Consider the following 20826-nt stretch of genomic DNA (forward strand, 5'->3'; position numbering starts at 1 on the left):
ACTTTCCTATTTTATTTTTGCCAATTTCTTTTCTTTTTTGAGAAAAACATGGCAAAATAAAGGCTGATTTTGTAAAATGATGTCGGGGCCTAAATGTCCTGTTCAAGAAAAATACATATTTTTGGAAAAGAAATGAACAAATTTTATTATTCTTGTGAAGTATAATGTCTAAGGTGGAAGACTAACATTTTAGAATTATCTATTATGAGATAAGAGTAAAAATCGTATTACATCATAGAAAGGTAGGTGTGAACCGTTGTCATGTTTTTTTACGGGCAGCGGGAAGCAATGGAAAATGAACCAAGAATTTTAATTGTAGATGATGAAGATCGTATTCGCCGTTTATTAAAAATGTATTTAGAAAGAGAACAATATACGATTGATGAGGCTGATAATGGTGATACAGCTTTAGAAAAAGCATTGCAAAATGATTATGATTTAATCTTATTAGACATCATGATGCCTGGAAAAGATGGGATTGAAGTATGTAAAGGAATTCGTGAGAAAAAAGCAACACCAATTATTATGCTGACAGCTAAAGGTGAAGAAGTAAACAGGGTGCAAGGATTTGAAGTTGGCTCGGATGATTATATCGTAAAGCCGTTTAGTCCACGTGAAGTAGTCCTTCGTGTAAAAGCGGTCTTGCGACGTTCTGTGACAACAACATTCTTTACACAAGATACAACAACAAAAGATATTATTGTATTCCCGCATTTAACAATTGATAACGATGCGCATCGCGTTACTGCTGATGGTGATGAAGTCAATTTAACACCAAAGGAATATGAATTGTTACTATTTTTAGCAAAGGCTCCTGATAAAGTATTTGATCGTGAGCAATTATTAAAAGAGGTATGGCAATATGAATTCTTTGGAGACCTGCGTACAGTAGATACGCACGTAAAGCGTTTACGTGAAAAATTAAGTAAAAAATCAGCTGATGCAGCGAAGATGATCGTAACTGTATGGGGTGTTGGTTATAAGTTTGAGGTTGTGAACGACTGATGCTTTGGAGAAGTGTAGTAGGAAAGCTATGGATGACCATATTGCTTCTTGTTTCATTTGTTCTTGGCTTTGTTGCCATTTTGCTTTCGCAGTTTTTTGATAATTACTATATTGAAATGAGTGAAAACAGGCTTACAAAAGTAGCGACAAGTGTTTCGGAATTAATTGAAGAAGGTGCAGACGAAAAAACGATTGAGAATATCGCGTATAAGTTTGCTGATCCGCTCTCACGAATTATTATTGTAAAAGGGGATCATGAAGTTTCTTCTTCACCGAAACAAGAAGGATTGGTAGATCTTACAATAGAAGATCTGAAAAAGGATAAAGATTTAGCAGCTGTTTTTATAGATAAAAAAGAAAATAAAGAAAAAATAAAAAAAGTGTCTGATGACAAAACGAAGAAGAACTCTGAAAATGATATTATGATTGTTGGCAAGCCGCTGCAATCATCAAATCATAGTGCGGTGTTTGTGTATCAATCATTGCAAGTTCCAAAACAAGGTATGGAAAAAGCGACAGATTTTATTTTTTTATCAGCGGGAATTGCGATTATTTTAACAACGTTCTTTGCGTTTTTCTTATCGACACGAATTACAGCTCCACTTCGTAAAATGCGTGAAGTGGCCTTTGAAGTAGCGCGCGGGAAATTTGATACGAAAGCACCTATGGTTTCGCAAGACGAAATAGGAGAGCTAGCAACGGCGTTAAATCAAATGGGAAAACAATTAAAGTTTAATATTAATGCACTACAGCAAGAAAAAGAACAACTTTCTAGTATTTTAAGCAGTATGGCAGATGGGGTTGTAACGCTAAATCAAGAGTGTGAGGTTGTTGTTATCAATCCACCGGCGGAGCATTTTTTACAAGTTTGGCAAGAAGAAAAAGAGTTGGAATTAAGTAGGAATTTACCGCCGGAACTTGTTGAGTTGTTTCATCTTGTAGTAGAAAGTGAGCAACAGCAAGTCATTGAAATTAATTTACAAAAGGGTAACTACGTTGTCCTTATGACGCCGCTATATAATCAAACAAAAATTCGCGGTGCTGTGGCGGTGCTTCGTGATATGACAGAAGAACGTCGCCTTGAAAAAATGCGTCAAGATTTTATTGCGAATGTGTCTCATGAATTGCGCACACCGATGGTTATGCTCCAAGGGTATAGTGAGGCAATCTTGGATGATATTGTTCAAACAAAAGAAGAAATAAATGAATTTGTACAAATTATTTATGATGAGTCAGTTCGTTTAGGTCGCCTTGTGAATGAGCTTTTAGATTTAGCGCGTATGGAAAGTGGTCATGTTGAATTGCATATATCTGAAGTGGATATTCATCCATTTGTTGAGAAGATTGGACGCAAATTTCAAGGGATTGCAAAAGAAAAAAATGTGCGGTTAACAGTTGATTTCCGTAATCCAATTGAGCAACATTCGTTTGATCCAGATCGTATGGAGCAAGTATTAACGAACTTAATTGACAATGCAATCAGGCATACAAATGCAGGTGGTCATGTTGAGCTTATTATTGATACGAAAAATAATGGACTCATGTTTGAAGTGCAAGATTCAGGTGCTGGTATTCCTGAAGAAGACATTCCGTTCTTGTTTGATCGTTTTTATAAAGCTGATAAAGCAAGAACACGTGGGAAAACAGGTGGTACTGGTTTAGGGCTTGCAATTGCTAAAAACATTGTACAAGGGCATAATGGTAAAGTTTCTATATCAAGTGTCGTTGGAGAAGGAACAATATTCTCTGTATATTTACCAGGTCAATCAATATAAGTGATATTGTTGTGAGTCAATACTGAAGTTCTAGTATTTTTTATTCTTTTTGAGTTTATAATATTTTCTCAATGGAATGAAGAATATTAGAGCTTTTTGTTTTATTGTACTATTTGTAGATGGTAGTCTCTCTATGAAAGTTGATTGAAAGACAAGAAGCTTAGACTAAGGAAAGAATAAATCCATGTTGATTTGCTGGCATATAAGTCACGGCTATGAAAATAAAAGAAGGTCTCCGCTCATTTTCTCCTTCTGTTCTCACATGGCATGGGGCTAAAAGGTACTGACCGTTTCTACGCATGGTCGGATGCTCTCTCCCATCAAAAAAAGAAAGGTTTAAGTCGTTTTTTCAATGTATACTTACATTTGATGGATCGTGTAATGAATAAAAATTTAAAAGAGAGGTGTAGAATATTTGAAACTATATACGAAAACAGGAGATAAAGGACAAACGAGTATTATAGGTGGACGAGTTGATAAAGATCATATTCGTGTAGAAGCATATGGAACAATTGATGAGGCGAATTCTCATATTGGATATGCGATGACTATGCTTCAAGAAGAATGCTTTCAAGACATACATGAGGAGCTTGAAAAGATTCAGCATGAATTGTTTGATTGCGGTGGAGATTTAGCAATTGTGCAGCAAAAATTACCTTATAAAGTAACAGAAGAAATGGTCATATATTTAGAAGGACGAATTGATCACTACATAGAAGAAGCGCCACCATTAGAGTGTTTTATTTTACCTGGCGGGAGCCCAGCATCTGCGGTGACCCATGTTGCACGTACGGTAACGCGGAGAGCTGAGCGCTATATTGTATCATTAGGAAAGCAAGAGGAAATAAATGAAGTTGTATTACGATATGTCAATCGATTATCTGATTATTTATTCGCAATAGCTAGGGTGATAAATGCTCGCCTTATGGTGAAAGATGTTGAATATAAACGAAGTGCAATTGTTTTTCGTAAAAAGGAAGTGGAGTAATTCACTTTCTTTTTTGTATACTTTTTTCCGTAATATACCACAATAGAGAAAGTGTGGCGGTTATTAAAAAACGGAGGATGTATATGAAAGGCTTAAAAGTCGGGATACTTGTCTTTGGATTGTTTTTTAGTTCTCAATTATATGCTTATGCTGAGGACGGACGATGGACATGGCCGGTAGATGGAAGAATTAGTGACTATTTTGGAACAAGAAATGGAAAACACTATGGTATTGATATAGCTGCTCCAATCGGAACACCGATTGCCGCTATTCGAGGTGGAACGGTGACAAAATCCTATTTTTCAAATAGTTATGGAAATGTAGTGTTTATTAAGCATGGAGAATATGAGGCCGTTTACGCCCATCTAAATAAGAGATATGTATTTCAAGGGAATCATATTACAAGAGGTGAGGTAATTGGTGAAGTGGGAAACACAGGTGAATCACGAGGTGCACATCTGCACTTAGAAGTTCATAAAGGTGCTTGGACATTTGGGAAAAGAAATGCAATGAATCCATTGTTTGTTTTAAATGAAGAAAGGGATCAAGTGGTTTCATCATCGATGTATATTGTGCAAAAAGGGGATACATTGGTCAGTATTGCCCGTAAGTTTGGCATGACTGTTCATGAGATAAAAGTAAAAAATGCATTACAACAAGATCGAATTTATCCAAATCAAAAATTATATATGAATTAAAAAAGGGCTAGTAGGACTAGCTCTTTTTTTACCAAAAAATAAAGACACATATAAATCCAGAAATGGCTAAATAGCTATAATAATAAAAGACCTTTGTCCTTGTTTTTTCCTTCGTTCGAAATAATACAATGGTTGGTTCGATTAGTCCAATTGTAAAGCAAAGTAGACCAAGGAGCATACAGCCGATAGAAAACGAATACAAGGCAACTTGTACTTGAAATGGAATTATCCACTTTAATAAAAATGCAATAAGTGCTGTATAACAAATGCTGCCTATATATTTGTTTAAAGTTGTATTGGAACGAAAACCAGGAAGCTTTTTCAAAAAGGATCGGGAAACAACTTCTGTTTGTAAAGAAGTATGTTCTTTAATTATTTTTTGGGCCTCTTTCCCTTTATGAAAGAGAGAGAGAATCCAATTTCGTTTTCCTTGGAAAACAAATTGTGATGTTGTTAAATAGTGATCAATTTTCACTTTATCCCAACTTTTCCACAGGTGACGCTCGCGTAGCTTTAGTTTACTTTCTGTTGTTTTATCATACTGATATACACTAATTCCTTCTTTGTCAAAAGTAGCATAGTATGTTTCTCTTGAAAATGTGCCTAAATCAATTGGACAGTAGAAAAGTAATTCCTTTTTTAAATAAAAGTATTCTTTTCTTAAGTTTTTTTTCATCGTTTCTTGAATAGAGTGTCTTTTTTCTTTCTTCATGACATTTCCTCCGTATTAAGAAAATGCTCTTATCTTAACAATTCAACATCTTATCACTTTTCTGTATGAATGACTAGGGAATTACGCAGGAAAAAGTCAGATTGTAAAAAATATGGATTGTGTTGTCAAATAATTCGATAGCTTTTTTATTGAGTATTAATAAGACAAATCTTATATAGAACGATGCTTACTATTCGTAAGTTATAAACATTTTTATTCACAACTGTATGATGTTGTTGTATAATGGTGAAGAAAATAGAATATCGGTCTATCTTCGGGGCAGGGTGAAAATCCCGACCGGCGGTGATGAACAGTTGCTTTTCGTTCTAAGCCCGCGAGCCGTTAAGGCAGGATTTGGTGAGATTCCAAAGCCGACAGTACAGTCTGGATGGGAGAAGATGGAGGTTCAAGCGTTCAAAAAAGATAGCTCTTTGAACGTCTGTTTGATGTGCCTAAAAATTCTCCCTTTGTGTAAACCACAAAGGGTTTTTTCGTATCATGAAAAAATAGGCATAGCAGAACCTTTCCACTTTCCATGAGATGATCGATGGAAAAGGAGAGAGAATGATGAAACAAAAAAACAGTGTAGTACAAATGGTGAGTGTAGCGATGCTTAGTAGTATTGCGTATTTGCTTATGATGTTGGATTTTCCATTTCCAGGACTTCCGCCATTTTTAAAAATTGACTTTAGTGATGTGCCAGCTTTAATTGCAGCGATTATTTTTAGTCCGATTGCAGGTGTAGTTGTAGAAGGGATAAAAAATATCCTTCACTATGGGATTCAAGGAAGTTTAACCGGAGTTCCGGTTGGAGAGGTAGCTAATTTCATTGCGGGATGTCTATTTATTGGTCCAGCGGCATTCTTATTTCGTAAGCATCGCACAGTAAAAAGTTTAACAACAGGGTTAATGTTAGGAACGGTTGCTATGTCTATCATTATGAGTGTGTTAAATTATTTCATTATTTTACCAGCGTACACTTGGTTTTTAAATCAGCCTGCTATGTCTAGCAGTGGTATGCGACAAATGATTGTAGCGGCAATTCTACCATTTAATTTAATTAAAGGAATTGTTGTAACAGTTGTGTTTGTAGCGCTGTTTTCACGTTTAAAAGTATGGGTATTTGCAAAAATGAAAAATGCATAGAAATTTTGGCCATCAGAGGAGAGAATATCGCTGATGGCTTTTTAAATTGTAAGTTAGATGAATAACAAAAAATCCCCCTCATAAAATGAGGAGGATTTTTTGAAGTTAATAAAAAGACTATTCGAATTTTAAAGCGTCGCCATCGAATGATTCGTCAGCAACTTTAATTGAGTCAGTTGGACAACCTTCAAATGCGTCCATCATGTCGTCAATTAATACATCTGGAATTTCAACGATACCTTGGTTATCATCTAATGTTACAAATGCAATACCTTCATCATCGTAATCATAAATGTCTGGTGCAGCAGCTCCGCAAGCTCCGCATGCGATGCAAGTGTCTTTATCAACAATTGTATATTTTGCCATATTCTTTTCCCTCCTGATAATATGTATGTGAAAATATTCGCTATAAAAATTATAACCTTATTGTAAAACGGTTTTTCAAACTTTTCAACATAAAATTATAATGATAATGCTTATCAATTAGAGTGTCAACTTATTTTTGATTTATTTCACAAGATTTTCAAAATGCCTAAATGCTGTACAGTTTGATACAATAGAAAATATAAAGTGAAACTTCTATCAGTGGGGTTCTCTTCATCCCTATCGATAGAAAGCTTTCACCAATCGGGCTTTTACTGCCAGCAAATAGCGGGATAAATGTAATTGAAAGGTGGAAGCGGTGATGCAGTTACAATATACTTTACTATATTGCATAAAACAATTAAATGGTGAACGAACTGTTTCTTCCATTTATCACCTTTTAAAAGGAAAACGTTCTTCACAAACACTACAAGACGGAAATATATTTCACATTTCTTTTCTGTTTGGAATATACAAATCATTACAACGTTCTGATTATGATCAGGAAATTGAACATCTATTGCATAAAGAATGGATTCAGAATGTACATGAAAATACGTACATTTTAACTGATGCTGGAAAGGAACAACTGGAAACGTGGAAAAAAACACTTTCTTTTCCACAGTATTTACATGGTTTACACTATGGTGATCTTGGCGAGCTTTTTTGGAAACGACTTTCATTAATTATTCAAACTGTGTCAAATTTACAACAGCAAAATGCGAAATTTATTCCTATTCAACAAGATACAGAGATCATGATGTGGGTCAAGCAGTTCCTCATCGGGATACCGTATACAAGAAGTGAACTTGCGGCAGGTTTGTGGAAAGAGATACATATGCTGTTGAAAGATACTTTGCCAATAGAAGCCACGATTTTTACATATCGACTAACTGGGTATGAACGGATTGGATATACATTAAAACAACTTGCAGAAATTACAAACCAAGATGTATTTCGCATCTATTTCTTATTTTGGGGTACCATTCATTTCTTTATTCAATCTGTTCGAGAGAATGAAAAAGAGTTTCCGTTATTAACAAAAATTATTTCTTATCCGAATGAAAGGGCAGATTTGTTTAGTTTATCCACGCAGAAAACATATCAGCTTTGGAGACAAGGGCTCTCTTTAGATGAAATTGCAACGATTAGAAATTTAAAGGTTGCAACAATAGAGGATCATTTTGTTGAAATTGCATTACGAGAACGAGATTTTTCTATTGAAATGTTCATGGGGAAAAATAAAATTAAGCATGTGCAGCGCATTATTGAAACATTACAAACACGTAAGTTGCGTGTATTAAAGCAAGCGGTAGGAGAAACAGTTTCTTATTTTGAAATTCGTCTTGTGTTAGCACAGATGGAGGGTGTAAATGAGACTTGAGGATTATCTGTATAAGTGGTTTGGTTATAACGAATTTCGTCAAGGACAGAAAGAGGTTATTGTGGATTTGTTGCAAGGAAAAGATGTTGTGGCGATGCTTCCAACTGGAAGAGGAAAATCAATGTGCTATCAACTTCCAGGTCTTATGCAAGATGGAACAGTACTGATTGTTTCTCCATTACTATCCTTAATGGAAGATCAGGTAGCGCAGCTTAAATATATAGTAAAGGATCGTGTGATTGCGTTTAATAGTTTCCGTACATTAACTGAGAAAAAAGAAGCGATAAAAAGATTATCTTCTTATAAATTTGTCTTTGTCTCGCCTGAAATGCTGCAAACTGAAGCAATAATAAGAGAACTAAAAAAGATTCATATTTCGCTATTTGTCGTTGATGAAGCACATTGTATTTCGCAATGGGGTTACGATTTTCGAACAGACTATAAAAAATTAGATCAAGTTATAGCGGCTATTGGACATCCTCCGGTATTAGCATTAACAGCTACTGCAACAAAAGAAGTATTACAAGATATTATAAAAAGTTTAAAACTTACGAATGTAGCAGAGCATGTGTATTCGATTGATCGTCCAAATATTGCAATGGAAGTACAATTTGTACAAACAATAGAAGAAAAAAAGGAAGCGCTTCTCACGCAAGTTACTTATTTACAAGGACCAGGAATTATTTATTGTTCTAGCAGGGCTTGGACGGAGCGCCTGACAGAATATTTAAGGAGTAAAGGTATAGCAGATGTTGCATTTTATCATGGTGGAATGGAACATGAAGAGCGGATGTTAATTCAGCAACAATTTATGAATGATCAACTGCAGCTTGTCATATGTACAAGTGCATTTGGTATGGGGGTAAACAAGCCGAATACAAGATATATTATTCATTTTCATTATCCAGCAAATATTGCTTCTTATTTACAAGAAATCGGTAGAGCGGGAAGAGATGGAGAGATGAGTATTGCGATTCTACTTTGTAGTCCATTGGATCATGATCTACCAGTTTCTATCATTGAGGATGAATTACCAAATAAACAGCAAATTCAATTTTTATTTTCCTTACTACAGGAGAAGATGTTCCAAACGAAAGTATTGCCAATGGAAGATGTGGAAGAAATTTGTTATAATGCCGCAAGGTTTAGTGAGCAGCATTGGCGTTTTGTACGTTATCATTTAGAAAAGATGAAAATCATACAACAGAAGAAGCTCATTATGGAATCCTTGTCAGATGAGAAAATGAAAAAATTGATGTTAGAAGTGGACGGGCGTCTTCGGAATAAATATAGGCAATTAGAAAATATGAAATCGTGGCTCCAGTTTAAAGGGTGTAGACGGGAACAAATGCTACATCAATTTGGATATAAGAAGGAAGCTGAGGTAAAAAACTGCTGTGACTACTGCGGTATTTCCAAAGAAGATTATAAAAAAAGACGAGCAAGACAATCAATTTTCGACTATAATTGGGAAGCGGAGTTACAATTGCTCTTTGGTATGAGAGAACGGAGGAATGATGGACATTCAAAGGCGTAGTATTGAAGACATAGGTCCGAAAGAAATACGGCTTAACCTCTATATAACACAATTAATAATTATAGGTGTTGGCTGCGCATTAGCCTATATATTATTTCCAAATAGGAATGAATTTTATGATTTGTGGAAATGGGAACCTGTTTCCATCCTTATAATAGGTAGTGGAGTTGCGGGTGGTGTCATCTTATTTGATTATATTGCAATGCAAGTGTTCCCAGAATCGTGGTTTGATGATGGTGGAATTAATGAGCGGATGTTCCAAGGGATTTCTGTCATACAATTATTAGTTATTACGTTTGTTATTGGATTTGCTGAAGAATTTTTATTTCGGGGTGTGTTACAGACGCATTTCGGACTTGTAATTGCTAGCCTTATTTTTGCTGTTTTACATATTCGATATGTGATGAAGCCATTCTTATTTTGCTTTGTATGTATGATTAGTTTTGTATTTGGATATGTGTTTCAATGGACAGGAAATTTGTTTATAACAATTTTTGCACACTTTCTTGTTGATTTTATAATGGGACTTCAATTAAGAAAATAAATGAAAGGTGGTGGTGAACAGCATGAGGAAACAAATTCCCGATTTTGAAGAAGAATTGGAAGAAGAGCAAACAGAAGAAGGTTTACCGCCGCGAAGTGAGGTTCATAGAAATAAAGAAAAGAAAAAATCTAAATTTAAGATTAACCACTTTTTTGTTCGAGTTTTAACATTTTTATTTATTTTGTTACCACTTAGTATTTTATGGTATACGGATAAGTATATCGAAGTAAAAAGTGCAAAAGAGAATGATGTCCCTGGAACAAATGCGTTTGAAGTGATTTTTTTCGATTCAAATAAACATGGTGAAGGAAAAAAGAAGCAGCCAGAAAAATTTGAAACGCATATTGTAAAAGCAGGTGAGACATTTGAAAGTATTGGGAAACAGTATTTTCCCAATGAAGATGGGGCTACAATCATTAAACGCTATAACAATTTACAAGACAATCAGTTAGAAGTGGGAAAAGAATTGAAAATTCCTGTCAAAAAGAAAACGGAGAAGGAATAGTAGCTGTAAAATAATAGTTATACGAGTGATTGAAAAGGTGAATGAAGTCTTTTGTATCGGATGAGATTTTATTCATCTTTATTGCAATATAGCTTGATAAAATTACATTTTGTTGAGAGGGAAGTTGAGAAAAATATATGTTGTGGATTTTAGGTGGCACGTTCATATGTATTGGCTTTATTTGTCTTTTTATGATGTATAGAGAAGCATTGCGTAATACATTGCTAGAACACACTTTATCATTTGTAAATTTCCCGGAAAGCTTTGGAAAGGTCAGGATATTTTTCATTTCAGATATTCATAGGAGAGTTGTTTCGCCTTCTTTAATTGAAAATGTAAAAGGAAAAGCTGATTTTGTTATTATTGGCGGTGATTTAGCTGAGAAAGGTGTATCGTTATCACAAATTGCTGCTAATGTTCAAACATTAAGTAAAATTGGTCCTATATATTTTGTATGGGGAAATAATGATTATGAAATTGACTATCATGAACTAGATGCGTTATTACTAGAACATGGTGTGAAAATTTTAGATAATACAAGAGTGCTGTTTGAATCAGATTCTGGCGACAAGCTTTGCTTATTAGGGGTGGATGATGTTGGATTAGAACGGGATCGTTTAGACTTGGCACTAGCAGATTGTCAAGAAAATGGCTTTCGTATTCTTATTAGTCACAATCCTGTTATTGTAAACAAAATGTCTGGACAAGAACAAATTTCCCTCGTATTAAGTGGTCATACCCATGGGGGACAAATTCGTCTATTTCATTTTAAACGATATCTAAAAGGCGGCGTATATAAGTATCCGAATACAACTTTATTTGTGAGTAATGGGTATGGAACGACATTGATACCACTACGTTTTCGAGCTCCAGCCCAAACGCACTTAATTACGTTGCAAGGAAAAAAATAAGAGATGTTCGGTTTAAAGGTGGGAAAAACATGCCAACTTTAAAAGGAAAATATAATATAAAAGCTGTTTCGAATATGCTTGGAATTCAGCCGAGTACGCTGCGGGCTTGGGAGAGACGATATCATATTATTGCTCCAAAGCGCAATGATGCTGGGCATCGCCTATATACAGAAGAGCATGTGAGAATTTTAAAATGGTTAATGTATAAAGTGAATGAAGGATTTACGATTGGTCAAGCAGTCCAGTTATTAGAGAGCAATCGATTGCAAAATCACAATTTAGTTGAGGTAGCGTACAGTACAGAAGTGTTTTTAGTAGACGATATCCTTCATTATTTGTTAAAATTTGATGAAAAGCATGCCCGTGAATTATTAAACGAGGCATTTGTTATTTATACAACAGAAAAAGTAATCACTCATATATTTGTTAAGATTATTGATAAATTGGAGACTATGCGGAGAAATGATGAGATAACAGCTGTACAAGAGCGGTATATAGATTCATTTTTATGTTCACGCATTGGAATGATTTATCATAATACGCATACTAATTTTATTTTGCCAAAAGCTTTGGCTATATGCGCACCAGGAGAATTGAATACATTAAACCTTTTTGTTTTCACAATATATTTACGTTTGAAAGGCTATCAAGCAACATATTTTGGGACAGGCCTAGAGGAAGATGAGATTCATACAGTTATTAAGCAATTTGCACCCAAATATGTGTTTATATCATGTTCAAAAGAGCGATATTTGAAAGGCGCACTAAATTTGATTAAGAAGTTGCAAAGTCAGAATTCAAAGATCTGCATAGGGCTTGTTGGATTTGCAAGTCAGTTTGTTTCAGATGAAGACAAGATTGGACTTCAAAATGTGTTCATTGGTGATACAAAAAAAGAATGGGATAAATGGTTAAATACGTCGGAATAGTTGTTCGAAAAGAACCATCTATTTTCTATTTCATATAATAAAAATTAGATACAACGGTTACGTAGGGAGGTTACAAGATGAGGCTGGAACGTTTAAATTATAATAAAATCAAAATTTTCCTAACGTTTGACGATTTATCTGAGCGAGGATTGACGAAGGAGGATTTATGGAAAAATGCTCCGAAAGTGCAACAGTTATTTCGCGATATGATGCAAGAAGCAAATAAAGAACTTGGATTTGAAGCGGATGGTCCAATTGCGGTTGAAGTTTTTTCTTTACAAGCACAAGGAATGGTTGTAATTGTCACAAAAGAAAATCACGAAACCGATACAGAAGATGAGTTTCGTGATGAGTTTATTGAGATGCAAGTAACTCTAGATGAGAGTGAACATATATTGTATGAATTTGCAACGTTTGAAGATGTGATTACGTTGGCAAATCGTTTGTATAATCTCGGTGTAACCGGAGGGAAACTTTACACATGGGATGGGCGTTTTTATCTTTGGATGGAAGAAGAAACACCATTATTAAAGGAAGATATTATTGCGATTTTAGCAGAATACGGTAATTCTTCTACAGCAACAATTTATCGTATTATGGAATATGGAAAAGAATTAATGGATTCTCAAGCAATTCAGCAAATATACAAGTATTTTGTCTTAAAACAAAACCTCAGCTAGTAGAAATAGCTTGAGGTTTTGTTAGTATTTTGCGATATTAGAGAGACTAAAATACATTGTGATATAAAAAACATTTAAATATTTAAGTATTTTACTTTTCTAAAAGCGATAAAAAGACTATAATAATAGTGAAAACGCTTGCAATAAAGAATAGTTTGTATACATTTGTTAGCGTTTTCTATTGCATTCCAAATTTAACGGTGTATACTAGGCAATGAAGGTTTACTAAACAAGTGAAATTACAGGGGGTTTACTTACTATGGTAGCCGAAAAGGGAGCTCAAACACAAACACAACAAAGGGAGCAACATTTTGAATTGTTGAATTCAACACAAATTGTTATTAACGAAGCCCTAGAAAAGTTGGGTTATCCAAACGAGGTATATGAATTACTGAAAGAACCAATTCGTATGATGACAGTGAAAATTCCAGTTCGTATGGATGACGGGACTGTTAAAATATTTACAGGATATCGCGCACAGCACAATGATGCTGTTGGTCCAACGAAAGGTGGAATTCGCTTCCATCCAAATGTAACAGAAAACGAAGTGAAAGCACTTTCTATTTGGATGAGTTTAAAATGTGGTATTGTTGATTTACCATATGGTGGAGGTAAAGGTGGTATCATTTGTGATCCACGTGAAATGTCTTTCCGTGAATTAGAAAGATTAAGCCGTGGATATGTACGAGCAATTAGCCAGATTGTTGGTCCAACAAAAGATATTCCTGCTCCAGATGTATTTACAAACTCACAAATTATGGCATGGATGATGGATGAATATAGCCGCATCGATGAATTTAATTCGCCTGGATTTATTACAGGTAAACCGCTTGTATTAGGTGGATCTCATGGGCGTGAAACAGCAACTGCAAAAGGTGTAACAATCTGTATTCGCGAAGCTGCGAAAAAACGCGGTATCGATATTAAAGGCGCTCGCGTTGTTGTCCAAGGGTTTGGGAACGCTGGTAGCTTCTTAGCTAAATTTATGCATGATGCTGGTGCAAAAGTAATTGCGATTTCTGATGCTTACGGTGCACTACATGATCCAAATGGATTGGATATCGACTACTTACTAGATCGTCGTGACAGCTTCGGAACAGTAACGAAATTGTTCAACAATACAATTTCAAACAAAGAGCTATTAGAACTTGATTGTGATATTTTAGTTCCAGCTGCAATCGAGAACCAAATTACAGAAGAGAATGCTGCGGATATTAAAGCGAAAATTGTTGTAGAAGCAGCAAATGGTCCAACTACATTAGAAGCAACTAAAATTTTAACAGAACGCGGTATTTTACTTGTTCCTGATGTATTAGCAAGTGCTGGTGGTGTTACTGTATCTTACTTCGAATGGGTACAAAATAACCAAGGTTACTACTGGTCAGAAGAAGAAGTAGAACAACGTTTAGAAAAAGTAATGGTAAGATCATTCGATTCTATTTACGAAACATCACAAGTTCGTAAAGTGAACATGCGTTTAGCAGCCTATATGGTTGGTGTACGTAAAATGGCAGAAGCTAGCCGCTTTAGAGGCTGGGTATAATAGAATAAAGAGTTTAGAGAGAACGTGGTTTCCTTCAAGGAAACCACGTTTTTTTATTGAAGTACATAATAAGGATCATAGAAAAGGTGGAGATAAAATTGCAAACGAAGATTGATGTAAGTGAGCGAGTGGATGAATTGGAAAAGAGAATCGTATATTTAGAAGAAAGGTTAAAGAAAAGGAATTCTAGTGAAAGGGAGAGTGTACTGCAAATATTTGGAGAAGGAATTATGTCTTTGTTGTTTGGAGTATGTATTGTTGGGCCAGTGATAGCTATCGTCTGGGGAATTATAATATTACTTTTAAAGTGGTTCGGTTAAATAATTACTGTTAATAGGTGTAATATTGTTAAAAATGGATGATCGATTACAAAAAACAAAAAGAACACTTGTTCTAATAGAACGTTTGTGCTATACTCTCTTTAGATAAACAAAACAGAAACAAGATAAGGAGAGATTAATAATGAAAATGACAGCAGACCAAAGATTTATGATGCCAACAGATGTTATGGAACGGGTAGAGGTTTTACGAAAAAAACATGTAAAACGTTCCTCTTTGTTACAATCCGTAAATAAATTTTTCGGTTTAGATACAAAAGAAGACTGTGTTTGGTTTTATGGGTTTTATGGAACGGCTGTAAGTATTTTATTATTTATGGTATTTACTTCGAATATTTTTGATTTTCTCTTTGTGTAAGAAATGTGCTATATAGATATCGAGGTTGAATACATATATAAAGAAGAAAGGTAATTTTCTAGAGCGGAGTTGATAGACATGGTGATGTTCCCTATAGAGCGAAATTATATTGGGTACGGAAGCTCCCGACCAGGAATCCGCCTTTCGAAGGTGAGGTTCATTGTAAGCCATGATACGGGGAATCCTGGCAGCAATGCGATAGGAAATCGAGATTACTTTAACGAAATACAACCGAAAGCATCGGCGCATACTTTTGTAGATGATACAACCATTTTAGAAATTATCCCAATTGATGAGGTAGCGTATCATGTAAGATATAATGTACCAACAGACAATGATTTGTTTGGTTATGATGCGAACAAAGCAGCAATTGGTGTTGAAATGTGTTATGGAGGTAATGTTAACTTTTGGGATTCTTACACGCGGTTTACATGGTACCATGCTTATTTATGTCATACATTCAATTTAAATCCTAAAAAGGATATTGTATCTCATAAAACACTTGATCCTACGAGGAAGATTGATCCAGAAAATGTATTGGGACAACAAGGAATACGATTTAGACAATTTTTAGCGGACGTCTATCGAATGTACGTATCGTTTAGATGACAAATATATGAAAAATGAATACAATAAAGATAGGTGCCTACTGCTGAAAGTAGGTTTTTTCTTGTTTTGTAATAAATAGAGATTGAGGCAGAAGACTAGGAGTGAACCGAGTATGCAAAAAGAAACAGCTATTATAATCGGGGGCGGACCGTGTGGATTAGCAGCAGCGATTTCACTGCAGCAACAGGGAATCAATCCACTAGTAATTGAAAAAGGAAATATTGTGAATGCGATTTATCATTATCCGACTCATCAAACGTTTTTTTCCTCTAGTGAAAAGTTAGAGATTGGTGATGTTGCTTTTATTACAGAAAACCGCAAACCAGTTCGTAATCAAGCGCTTGCGTATTATCGTGAAGTGGTAAAGCGTAAAGGTGTGCGAGTAAATGCATTTGAACGCGTAGAACAAGTGCAAAAAGATGGGAACTTCTTTAGAGTAAGTACGACGAAGCGTGATGGAAATACGGAAACATACGCTGCGAAATATATCGTAGTGGCAACGGGATATTATGATAATCCAAACTATATGAACGTTCCTGGAGAAAAATTGGAGAAAGTATCTCATTATTTTAAAGAGGGACATCCTTATTTTGACCGAGATGTAGTTGTAATAGGAGGGAAAAATTCAAGTGTAGATGCTGCGCTAGAACTTGTAAAAGCTGGAGCACGTGTAACGGTGTTATATCGCGGGGGAGAATATTCGCAGAGTATTAAGCCGTGGATTTTACCTGAATTTGAAGCGTTAGTACGTAATGGTACGATTCAAATGCAGTTTCATGCTCACGTAAAAGAAATTACCGAACATACGCTTACGTATACAAGCAACGGAGAGTTATTTACAATTCAAAATGACTTTGTATTTGCGATGACGGGATACCACCCGGATCATAGTTTCCTAACAAAAATGGGAGTAGAAATTGATAAAGAAACAGGGCGTCCGATATTTACAGAAGAAACAATGGAAACGAATGTAGAGAATATCTTTATTGCGGGTGTTATTGCAGCTGGAAATAATGCGAATGAAATTTTTATTGAGAATGGAAGATTTCATGGTGGAGCAATTACACAAACAGTTGTATCAAGAGAACAAAAATAAGCTGTCGAATTTTTCGACAGCTTATTTTTTAATCGTGCATAAACATTTGTTGGATTTTATCTTGAGAATGAGTACATTCTAAAGCAACAAGTAGTTTAATACGAGCTTTTTGGGCATTTAAACCGTATGTGAAAACAATTCCCATATCTTTTAATTGTTTTCCTCCACCCTCATAGGAATATACGTCTTGGACAATTCCATTAAAGCAGCGAGAAACGAGAACAATTGGAATTCCTTTAACTATTAAGCGTTGTAAACTAGAAAGCGTTCGTGGTGGTAAATTACCTTGACCAAGTGCTTCGATTACAATCCCATCGACCGGTAGGTTTTCAATTGCTGCTAATAATGTATCATCCATACCAGCGTATGCCTTTAACACAACAACATTTTTAGAAATTTGCCCAATCATGTATGTTTCATGATTTACGAGAGCGTGATGGAAGACAACGCCGCGTTTTGTCACCATACCGATTGGTCCGTATTGAGGGCTTTGGAATGTTGCAACATTACTTGTATGTGTTTTTGTTACATTTGTTGCACAGTGAATTTCGTCGTTTAACACGACAAGAACACCTTTTCCAAGCGCTTCGCTGCTACTTGCAACCTTTACAGCTGATAAAAAGTTATATAAACCGTCAGCACCCAATTCATTGCTAGAGCGCATTGCACCTGTTACAACGATTGGAATGTTCGCTTGTACAGTTAAATCTAAAAAGTATGCAGTTTCCTCTAATGTATCTGTACCATGTGTAATGACAACGCCATGGATATCTTCATGTTTTACTCTTTCGTCAATGATGATTTGTAATTGTAACATCTCGCTAGGAGTCATATGAGGAGATGGAAGATGAAAGACATCTTCAACGATTAAATCAATATCATCCGCTAAATTTGGAATGAATTTTAAAAGAGGATTTTGTTCCCCTGGTTGTACAACCCCAGTTTCTTTATCTTCCTCCATTGCGATTGTTCCACCTGTGTGTAAAACTAGGATTTTTTTCAATGCTTATACCCCTTTCTAGTCAAAAAATACATTTAGAACATACCATGTTTTTACTAGATTCGACAATGGAAATGTATAAAAGTTTGTATTAGAAATGAAAATAAAGTTGACTACTTTATTTTGGAAATAATTGAAGGGAATGGATTCTTAATTTTTTTATCGTGAGTTGTTAGAATGAGTGAGAAAAATGAAAAGAGGATATTTCTTTGAAAAAAATTGAGGGAGCTTTAATTCGTATATTATTGATTCAATTTATTTGTCTCTGCATTATTCAATTGCTTTTCATGCAAGAATCCACAGTGAAATATTTATCAAAAATTGTTTATTATGAAGGAGTTACAAGTGAAAATATAACTGATATTTTACAAGTCAATAAGTAGTTTTCATTTTCTTCTAGTAAGGATTGTGCTACAATAATTGAGGGTTTAATCGGTATGAAACAAGCGTAGAGAAGCAGGGGATTTGTACCTGCTTTTCATTTTGTTTTATAAGTGAAAAAAATGAGGTGTTACAGTGGATAAACGAATTTCAATTGCGATAGATGGTCCAGCAGCTGCTGGAAAAAGCACAGTTGCAAAGGTTGTTGCGAAAGAACTTTCTTATGTCTATATTGACACAGGTGCAATGTATCGTACGCTTACATACGCTGCTCTGGAACAAAATGTAGATATTGAAAATGAAGAAAGTTTAATGGAAGTTTTAAAAAATGTGAATATTGATTTTCAGCAAAGTGAAAATACACAACTAGTTTTCTTAAACGGCAAGGATGTATCTGAAGCGATTCGTACGCCGAATGTAACAAATCGCGTATCAATTGTTGCCAAGCATCGTCTTGTTCGCGAAGAGATGGTGCGCCGCCAACAAGCTCTAGCAGAAAAGGGCGGGGTGGTAATGGATGGTCGTGATATTGGTACGCATGTGTTACCTAATGCGGAAGTGAAGATTTTTATGCTTGCTTCTGTTCAAGAGAGAGCGGAGCGTAGACACCTTGAAAATACGAAGAAAGGCTTCGCTTCTAGTTTGGAGCAATTGAAAAAAGAAATTGCCGAGCGTGATAAATTAGATTCAGAGCGCGAAGTTTCTCCGTTAAAAAAAGCGGATGATGCATTGGAGTTAGACACAACTTCTTTATCAATTGAAGAAGTTGTCCAAAAAATTATGGATATTGTTTCTGGAGCGTTTGCAAAATAAAGAAAGAGGGAATCCTCTTTCTTTTTTTATTTTAAAAATATTAGTATAACAGAGAATAGTGAAACACTTTCCTTGACAAATAAGTCAATTTGTAAGAAGTTAGTAAAAGAAGAGGAACTGTCAGAATATATTCGCTATTATATTTTAAAACATACTTTATTCAAGGAGATTTTGCTGTATACTATTTATATAGGCTTCTATATCTTCTATGAAGTGTATAGCAAAAAATAGGTTGTTGTATGTATTGAAAGCGAGTATATGCTAAAAATTTCTTATAACATGCAAATGAAAACATTTGTTTTCATTTCGTATATACATAAAAAAGCTTTGTCAATTCTGTAGGGAGGTATTTCCATGGTAGAAAAAATGAATGAAGAAGTTGTGGATTCAAAAGCATTACAAGTGGGTGACGTTGTTACAGGTTCTGTAACAAAGGTTGAAGAAAAACAAGTTCTTGTAAATGTTGGATACAAAACAGATGGCGTTATTCCGATTAGTGAATTAGCTAACGTTCATATTGAAAAAGCGAGCGATGTTGTAAAATTAGATCAAAATCTTGAATTAAAAGTTATTAAATTAGAAGATGATGATCTTGTATTATCGAAACGTGCTGTTGATGCAGAAAAAGCATGGGTAGAGTTGCAAGAAAAATTCACTTCAGGTGAAGTTTTTGATGTTACTGTAAAAGATATTGTGAATGGTGGTTTAGTTGTGGATCTTGGTGTCCGTGGATTTATTCCAGCTTCACTTGTAGAAATGTACTATGTAGAAGATTTTACTGATTATAAAGGAAAAACATTAGCGGTGAAAATTGTTGAATTAGATCGTGAAAAAAATCGTGTTATTCTTTCACATAAAGCAGTTGTAGAACAAGAATTAGAATCAAAGAAAAAAGAAGCGATTTCTTCTTTAAAAGAAGGAGACGTTGTGGAAGGTACAGTTCAACGATTAACTGACTTTGGTGCTTTTGTGAATGTTGGTGATGTAGATGGTTTAGTACACATTTCACAAATTTCTCATGACCGCGTTGAACAGCCTTCTGATGTGTTAACACAAGGACAAAGTGTAAAAGTCAAAGTATTATCGGTTGATGCAGATACGCAGCGTATTTCTTTATCGATTAAAGCGGCTCAGCCAGGACCTTGGGAAAACGTTTCTGCTGAAGTTAAAGCGGGTGATATTCGAGAAGGTATAGTGAAACGAATTGTTACATTTGGTGCTTTCGTTGAAATTTTACCAGGTGTAGAAGGACTTGTGCATGTATCACAAATTGCAAATCGTCACGTGAAAAATCCAAATGAAGTATTAGAAATGGGACAAGAAGTAAAAGTGAAAGTACTTGAAGTACATGCAGCAGAAAAACGTATTTCTTTAAGTATAAAAGAAGCTGTTGAAGAAAATAATGAAACAGAAGATTATAGCCAATATGAGCCGACTTCTGAGTCTGCAACTTTCCAATTTAGTGATATTATTGGTGAACAACTGAAAAAATTAAAGAAATAAAGAGGGGT

Annotated in this window: 23 protein-coding genes and 1 riboswitch; of the genes, 20 read left to right on the top strand and 3 right to left on the bottom strand. The window is 35.0% G+C overall.

What is annotated here, in order from left to right:
* Window positions 1-288: 288 nt before the first annotated feature.
* From resD to NSQ40_RS07925, 4 genes are all read left to right on the top strand, one after another.
* Window positions 289-1005, top strand: a complete 717-nt coding sequence (gene resD, locus NSQ40_RS07910; protein WP_026008430.1) for a DNA-binding response regulator ResD — start codon at window positions 289-291, stop codon at window positions 1003-1005.
* Window positions 1005-2780 carry an ATP-binding protein gene (locus NSQ40_RS07915; protein ID WP_003206574.1) on the top strand — a complete coding sequence of 592 codons (1776 nt, stop codon included), beginning with the start codon at window positions 1005-1007 and terminating at the stop codon, window positions 2778-2780. The genes resD and NSQ40_RS07915 overlap by 1 nt, the downstream gene beginning before the upstream one ends.
* A gap of 415 nt (window positions 2781-3195) precedes the next feature.
* The gene (locus tag NSQ40_RS07920; RefSeq protein WP_018764255.1) at window positions 3196-3768 is read left to right on the top strand and encodes a cob(I)yrinic acid a,c-diamide adenosyltransferase; all 573 of its coding nucleotides are present in this window, start codon (window positions 3196-3198) and stop codon (window positions 3766-3768) included.
* Window positions 3769-3851: 83 nt separating this feature from the next.
* Window positions 3852-4466 carry a peptidoglycan DD-metalloendopeptidase family protein gene (locus NSQ40_RS07925; RefSeq protein WP_033796015.1) on the top strand — a complete coding sequence of 205 codons (615 nt, stop codon included), beginning with the start codon at window positions 3852-3854 and terminating at the stop codon, window positions 4464-4466.
* Window positions 4467-4494: 28 nt separating this feature from the next.
* On the opposite strand, the gene NSQ40_RS07930 is transcribed toward NSQ40_RS07925, so the two are convergent.
* On the bottom strand, window positions 4495-5178 hold the full coding sequence (locus NSQ40_RS07930; protein WP_003206567.1) for a hypothetical protein: 684 nt from the start codon (window positions 5176-5178) through the stop codon (window positions 4495-4497).
* 266 nt (window positions 5179-5444) lie between these two features.
* Window positions 5445-5582, top strand: a riboswitch (FMN riboswitch).
* 163 nt (window positions 5583-5745) lie between these two features.
* Between NSQ40_RS07930 and NSQ40_RS07935 the strand changes: the two genes are divergently transcribed.
* On the top strand, window positions 5746-6324 hold the full coding sequence (locus tag NSQ40_RS07935) for an ECF transporter S component (RefSeq protein ID WP_033796014.1): 579 nt from the start codon (window positions 5746-5748) through the stop codon (window positions 6322-6324).
* 117 nt (window positions 6325-6441) lie between these two features.
* On the opposite strand, the gene NSQ40_RS07940 is transcribed toward NSQ40_RS07935, so the two are convergent.
* Window positions 6442-6690 (bottom strand): ferredoxin, encoded by a 249-nt coding sequence (locus tag NSQ40_RS07940; RefSeq protein ID WP_003206564.1) that lies wholly within the window; start codon window positions 6688-6690, stop codon window positions 6442-6444.
* 319 nt (window positions 6691-7009) lie between these two features.
* Here NSQ40_RS07940 and NSQ40_RS07945 point away from each other — a divergent pair, with 319 nt between their 5' ends.
* The 12 genes from NSQ40_RS07945 (at window position 7010) to NSQ40_RS08000 (ending at window position 17121) form a co-directional block, all read left to right on the top strand.
* Window positions 7010-8071, top strand: a complete 1062-nt coding sequence (locus tag NSQ40_RS07945; RefSeq protein WP_033796013.1) for a helix-turn-helix domain-containing protein — start codon at window positions 7010-7012, stop codon at window positions 8069-8071.
* Window positions 8061-9608, top strand: coding sequence for a RecQ family ATP-dependent DNA helicase (locus NSQ40_RS07950; RefSeq protein ID WP_033796012.1), 1548 nt, complete (start codon window positions 8061-8063; stop codon window positions 9606-9608). The genes NSQ40_RS07945 and NSQ40_RS07950 overlap by 11 nt, the downstream gene beginning before the upstream one ends.
* Entirely contained in the window at window positions 9589-10152 is a 564-nt protein-coding gene (locus tag NSQ40_RS07955; protein WP_018780991.1) for a CPBP family intramembrane glutamic endopeptidase, read from the top strand. Before NSQ40_RS07950 ends, NSQ40_RS07955 begins: the two co-directional genes overlap by 20 nt.
* 22 nt (window positions 10153-10174) lie before the next feature.
* On the top strand, window positions 10175-10657 hold the full coding sequence (locus tag NSQ40_RS07960; RefSeq protein WP_006094243.1) for a LysM peptidoglycan-binding domain-containing protein: 483 nt from the start codon (window positions 10175-10177) through the stop codon (window positions 10655-10657).
* 137 nt (window positions 10658-10794) lie between these two features.
* The gene (locus NSQ40_RS07965; RefSeq protein ID WP_003206555.1) at window positions 10795-11568 is read left to right on the top strand and encodes a metallophosphoesterase; all 774 of its coding nucleotides are present in this window, start codon (window positions 10795-10797) and stop codon (window positions 11566-11568) included.
* A 29-nt stretch (window positions 11569-11597) separates the two neighbouring features.
* Entirely contained in the window at window positions 11598-12497 is a 900-nt protein-coding gene (locus tag NSQ40_RS07970) for a MerR family transcriptional regulator (protein WP_003206552.1), read from the top strand.
* A gap of 77 nt (window positions 12498-12574) precedes the next feature.
* Window positions 12575-13177: a genetic competence negative regulator gene (locus tag NSQ40_RS07975; RefSeq protein ID WP_003206550.1), complete on the top strand. Its 603-nt coding sequence runs from the start codon at window positions 12575-12577 to the stop codon at window positions 13175-13177.
* Window positions 13178-13436: 259 nt separating this feature from the next.
* Window positions 13437-14720, top strand: coding sequence for an NAD-specific glutamate dehydrogenase (gene gudB / locus NSQ40_RS07980; RefSeq protein ID WP_003196304.1), 1284 nt, complete (start codon window positions 13437-13439; stop codon window positions 14718-14720).
* Between the two features lie 98 nt (window positions 14721-14818).
* Window positions 14819-15040 (top strand): hypothetical protein, encoded by a 222-nt coding sequence (locus tag NSQ40_RS07985; protein WP_003206548.1) that lies wholly within the window; start codon window positions 14819-14821, stop codon window positions 15038-15040.
* A gap of 139 nt (window positions 15041-15179) precedes the next feature.
* Entirely contained in the window at window positions 15180-15416 is a 237-nt protein-coding gene (locus NSQ40_RS07990; protein ID WP_026008432.1) for a DUF3961 domain-containing protein, read from the top strand.
* Between the two features lie 78 nt (window positions 15417-15494).
* A complete protein-coding gene (locus NSQ40_RS07995) occupies window positions 15495-16025 on the top strand; it encodes a peptidoglycan recognition protein family protein (protein WP_003206547.1) in 531 nt (176 codons plus the stop codon).
* Window positions 16026-16137: 112 nt separating this feature from the next.
* The gene (locus tag NSQ40_RS08000; RefSeq protein WP_003206546.1) at window positions 16138-17121 is read left to right on the top strand and encodes a YpdA family putative bacillithiol disulfide reductase; all 984 of its coding nucleotides are present in this window, start codon (window positions 16138-16140) and stop codon (window positions 17119-17121) included.
* A 28-nt stretch (window positions 17122-17149) separates the two neighbouring features.
* Here the strand turns inward: NSQ40_RS08000 and NSQ40_RS08005 are convergent, their stop codons facing one another.
* Window positions 17150-18124: an asparaginase gene (locus NSQ40_RS08005; RefSeq protein ID WP_258248222.1), complete on the bottom strand. Its 975-nt coding sequence runs from the start codon at window positions 18122-18124 to the stop codon at window positions 17150-17152.
* Between the two features lie 206 nt (window positions 18125-18330).
* Here NSQ40_RS08005 and NSQ40_RS08010 point away from each other — a divergent pair, with 206 nt between their 5' ends.
* From NSQ40_RS08010 to rpsA, 3 genes are all read left to right on the top strand, one after another.
* Window positions 18331-18504, top strand: coding sequence for a DUF5359 family protein (locus tag NSQ40_RS08010; RefSeq protein ID WP_003196311.1), 174 nt, complete (start codon window positions 18331-18333; stop codon window positions 18502-18504).
* 133 nt (window positions 18505-18637) lie between these two features.
* Window positions 18638-19315, top strand: a complete 678-nt coding sequence (cmk, locus tag NSQ40_RS08015) for a (d)CMP kinase (protein WP_098100766.1) — start codon at window positions 18638-18640, stop codon at window positions 19313-19315.
* Window positions 19316-19669: 354 nt separating this feature from the next.
* Window positions 19670-20818: a 30S ribosomal protein S1 gene (gene rpsA, locus NSQ40_RS08020; RefSeq protein ID WP_003206542.1), complete on the top strand. Its 1149-nt coding sequence runs from the start codon at window positions 19670-19672 to the stop codon at window positions 20816-20818.
* Window positions 20819-20826: the final 8 nt, after the last annotated feature.

Origin of the sequence: Bacillus sp. FSL K6-6038 (assembly GCF_038050455.1) — a bacterium.
Classification (GTDB): Bacteria; Bacillota; Bacilli; order Bacillales; family Bacillaceae_G; genus Bacillus_A; species Bacillus_A pseudomycoides.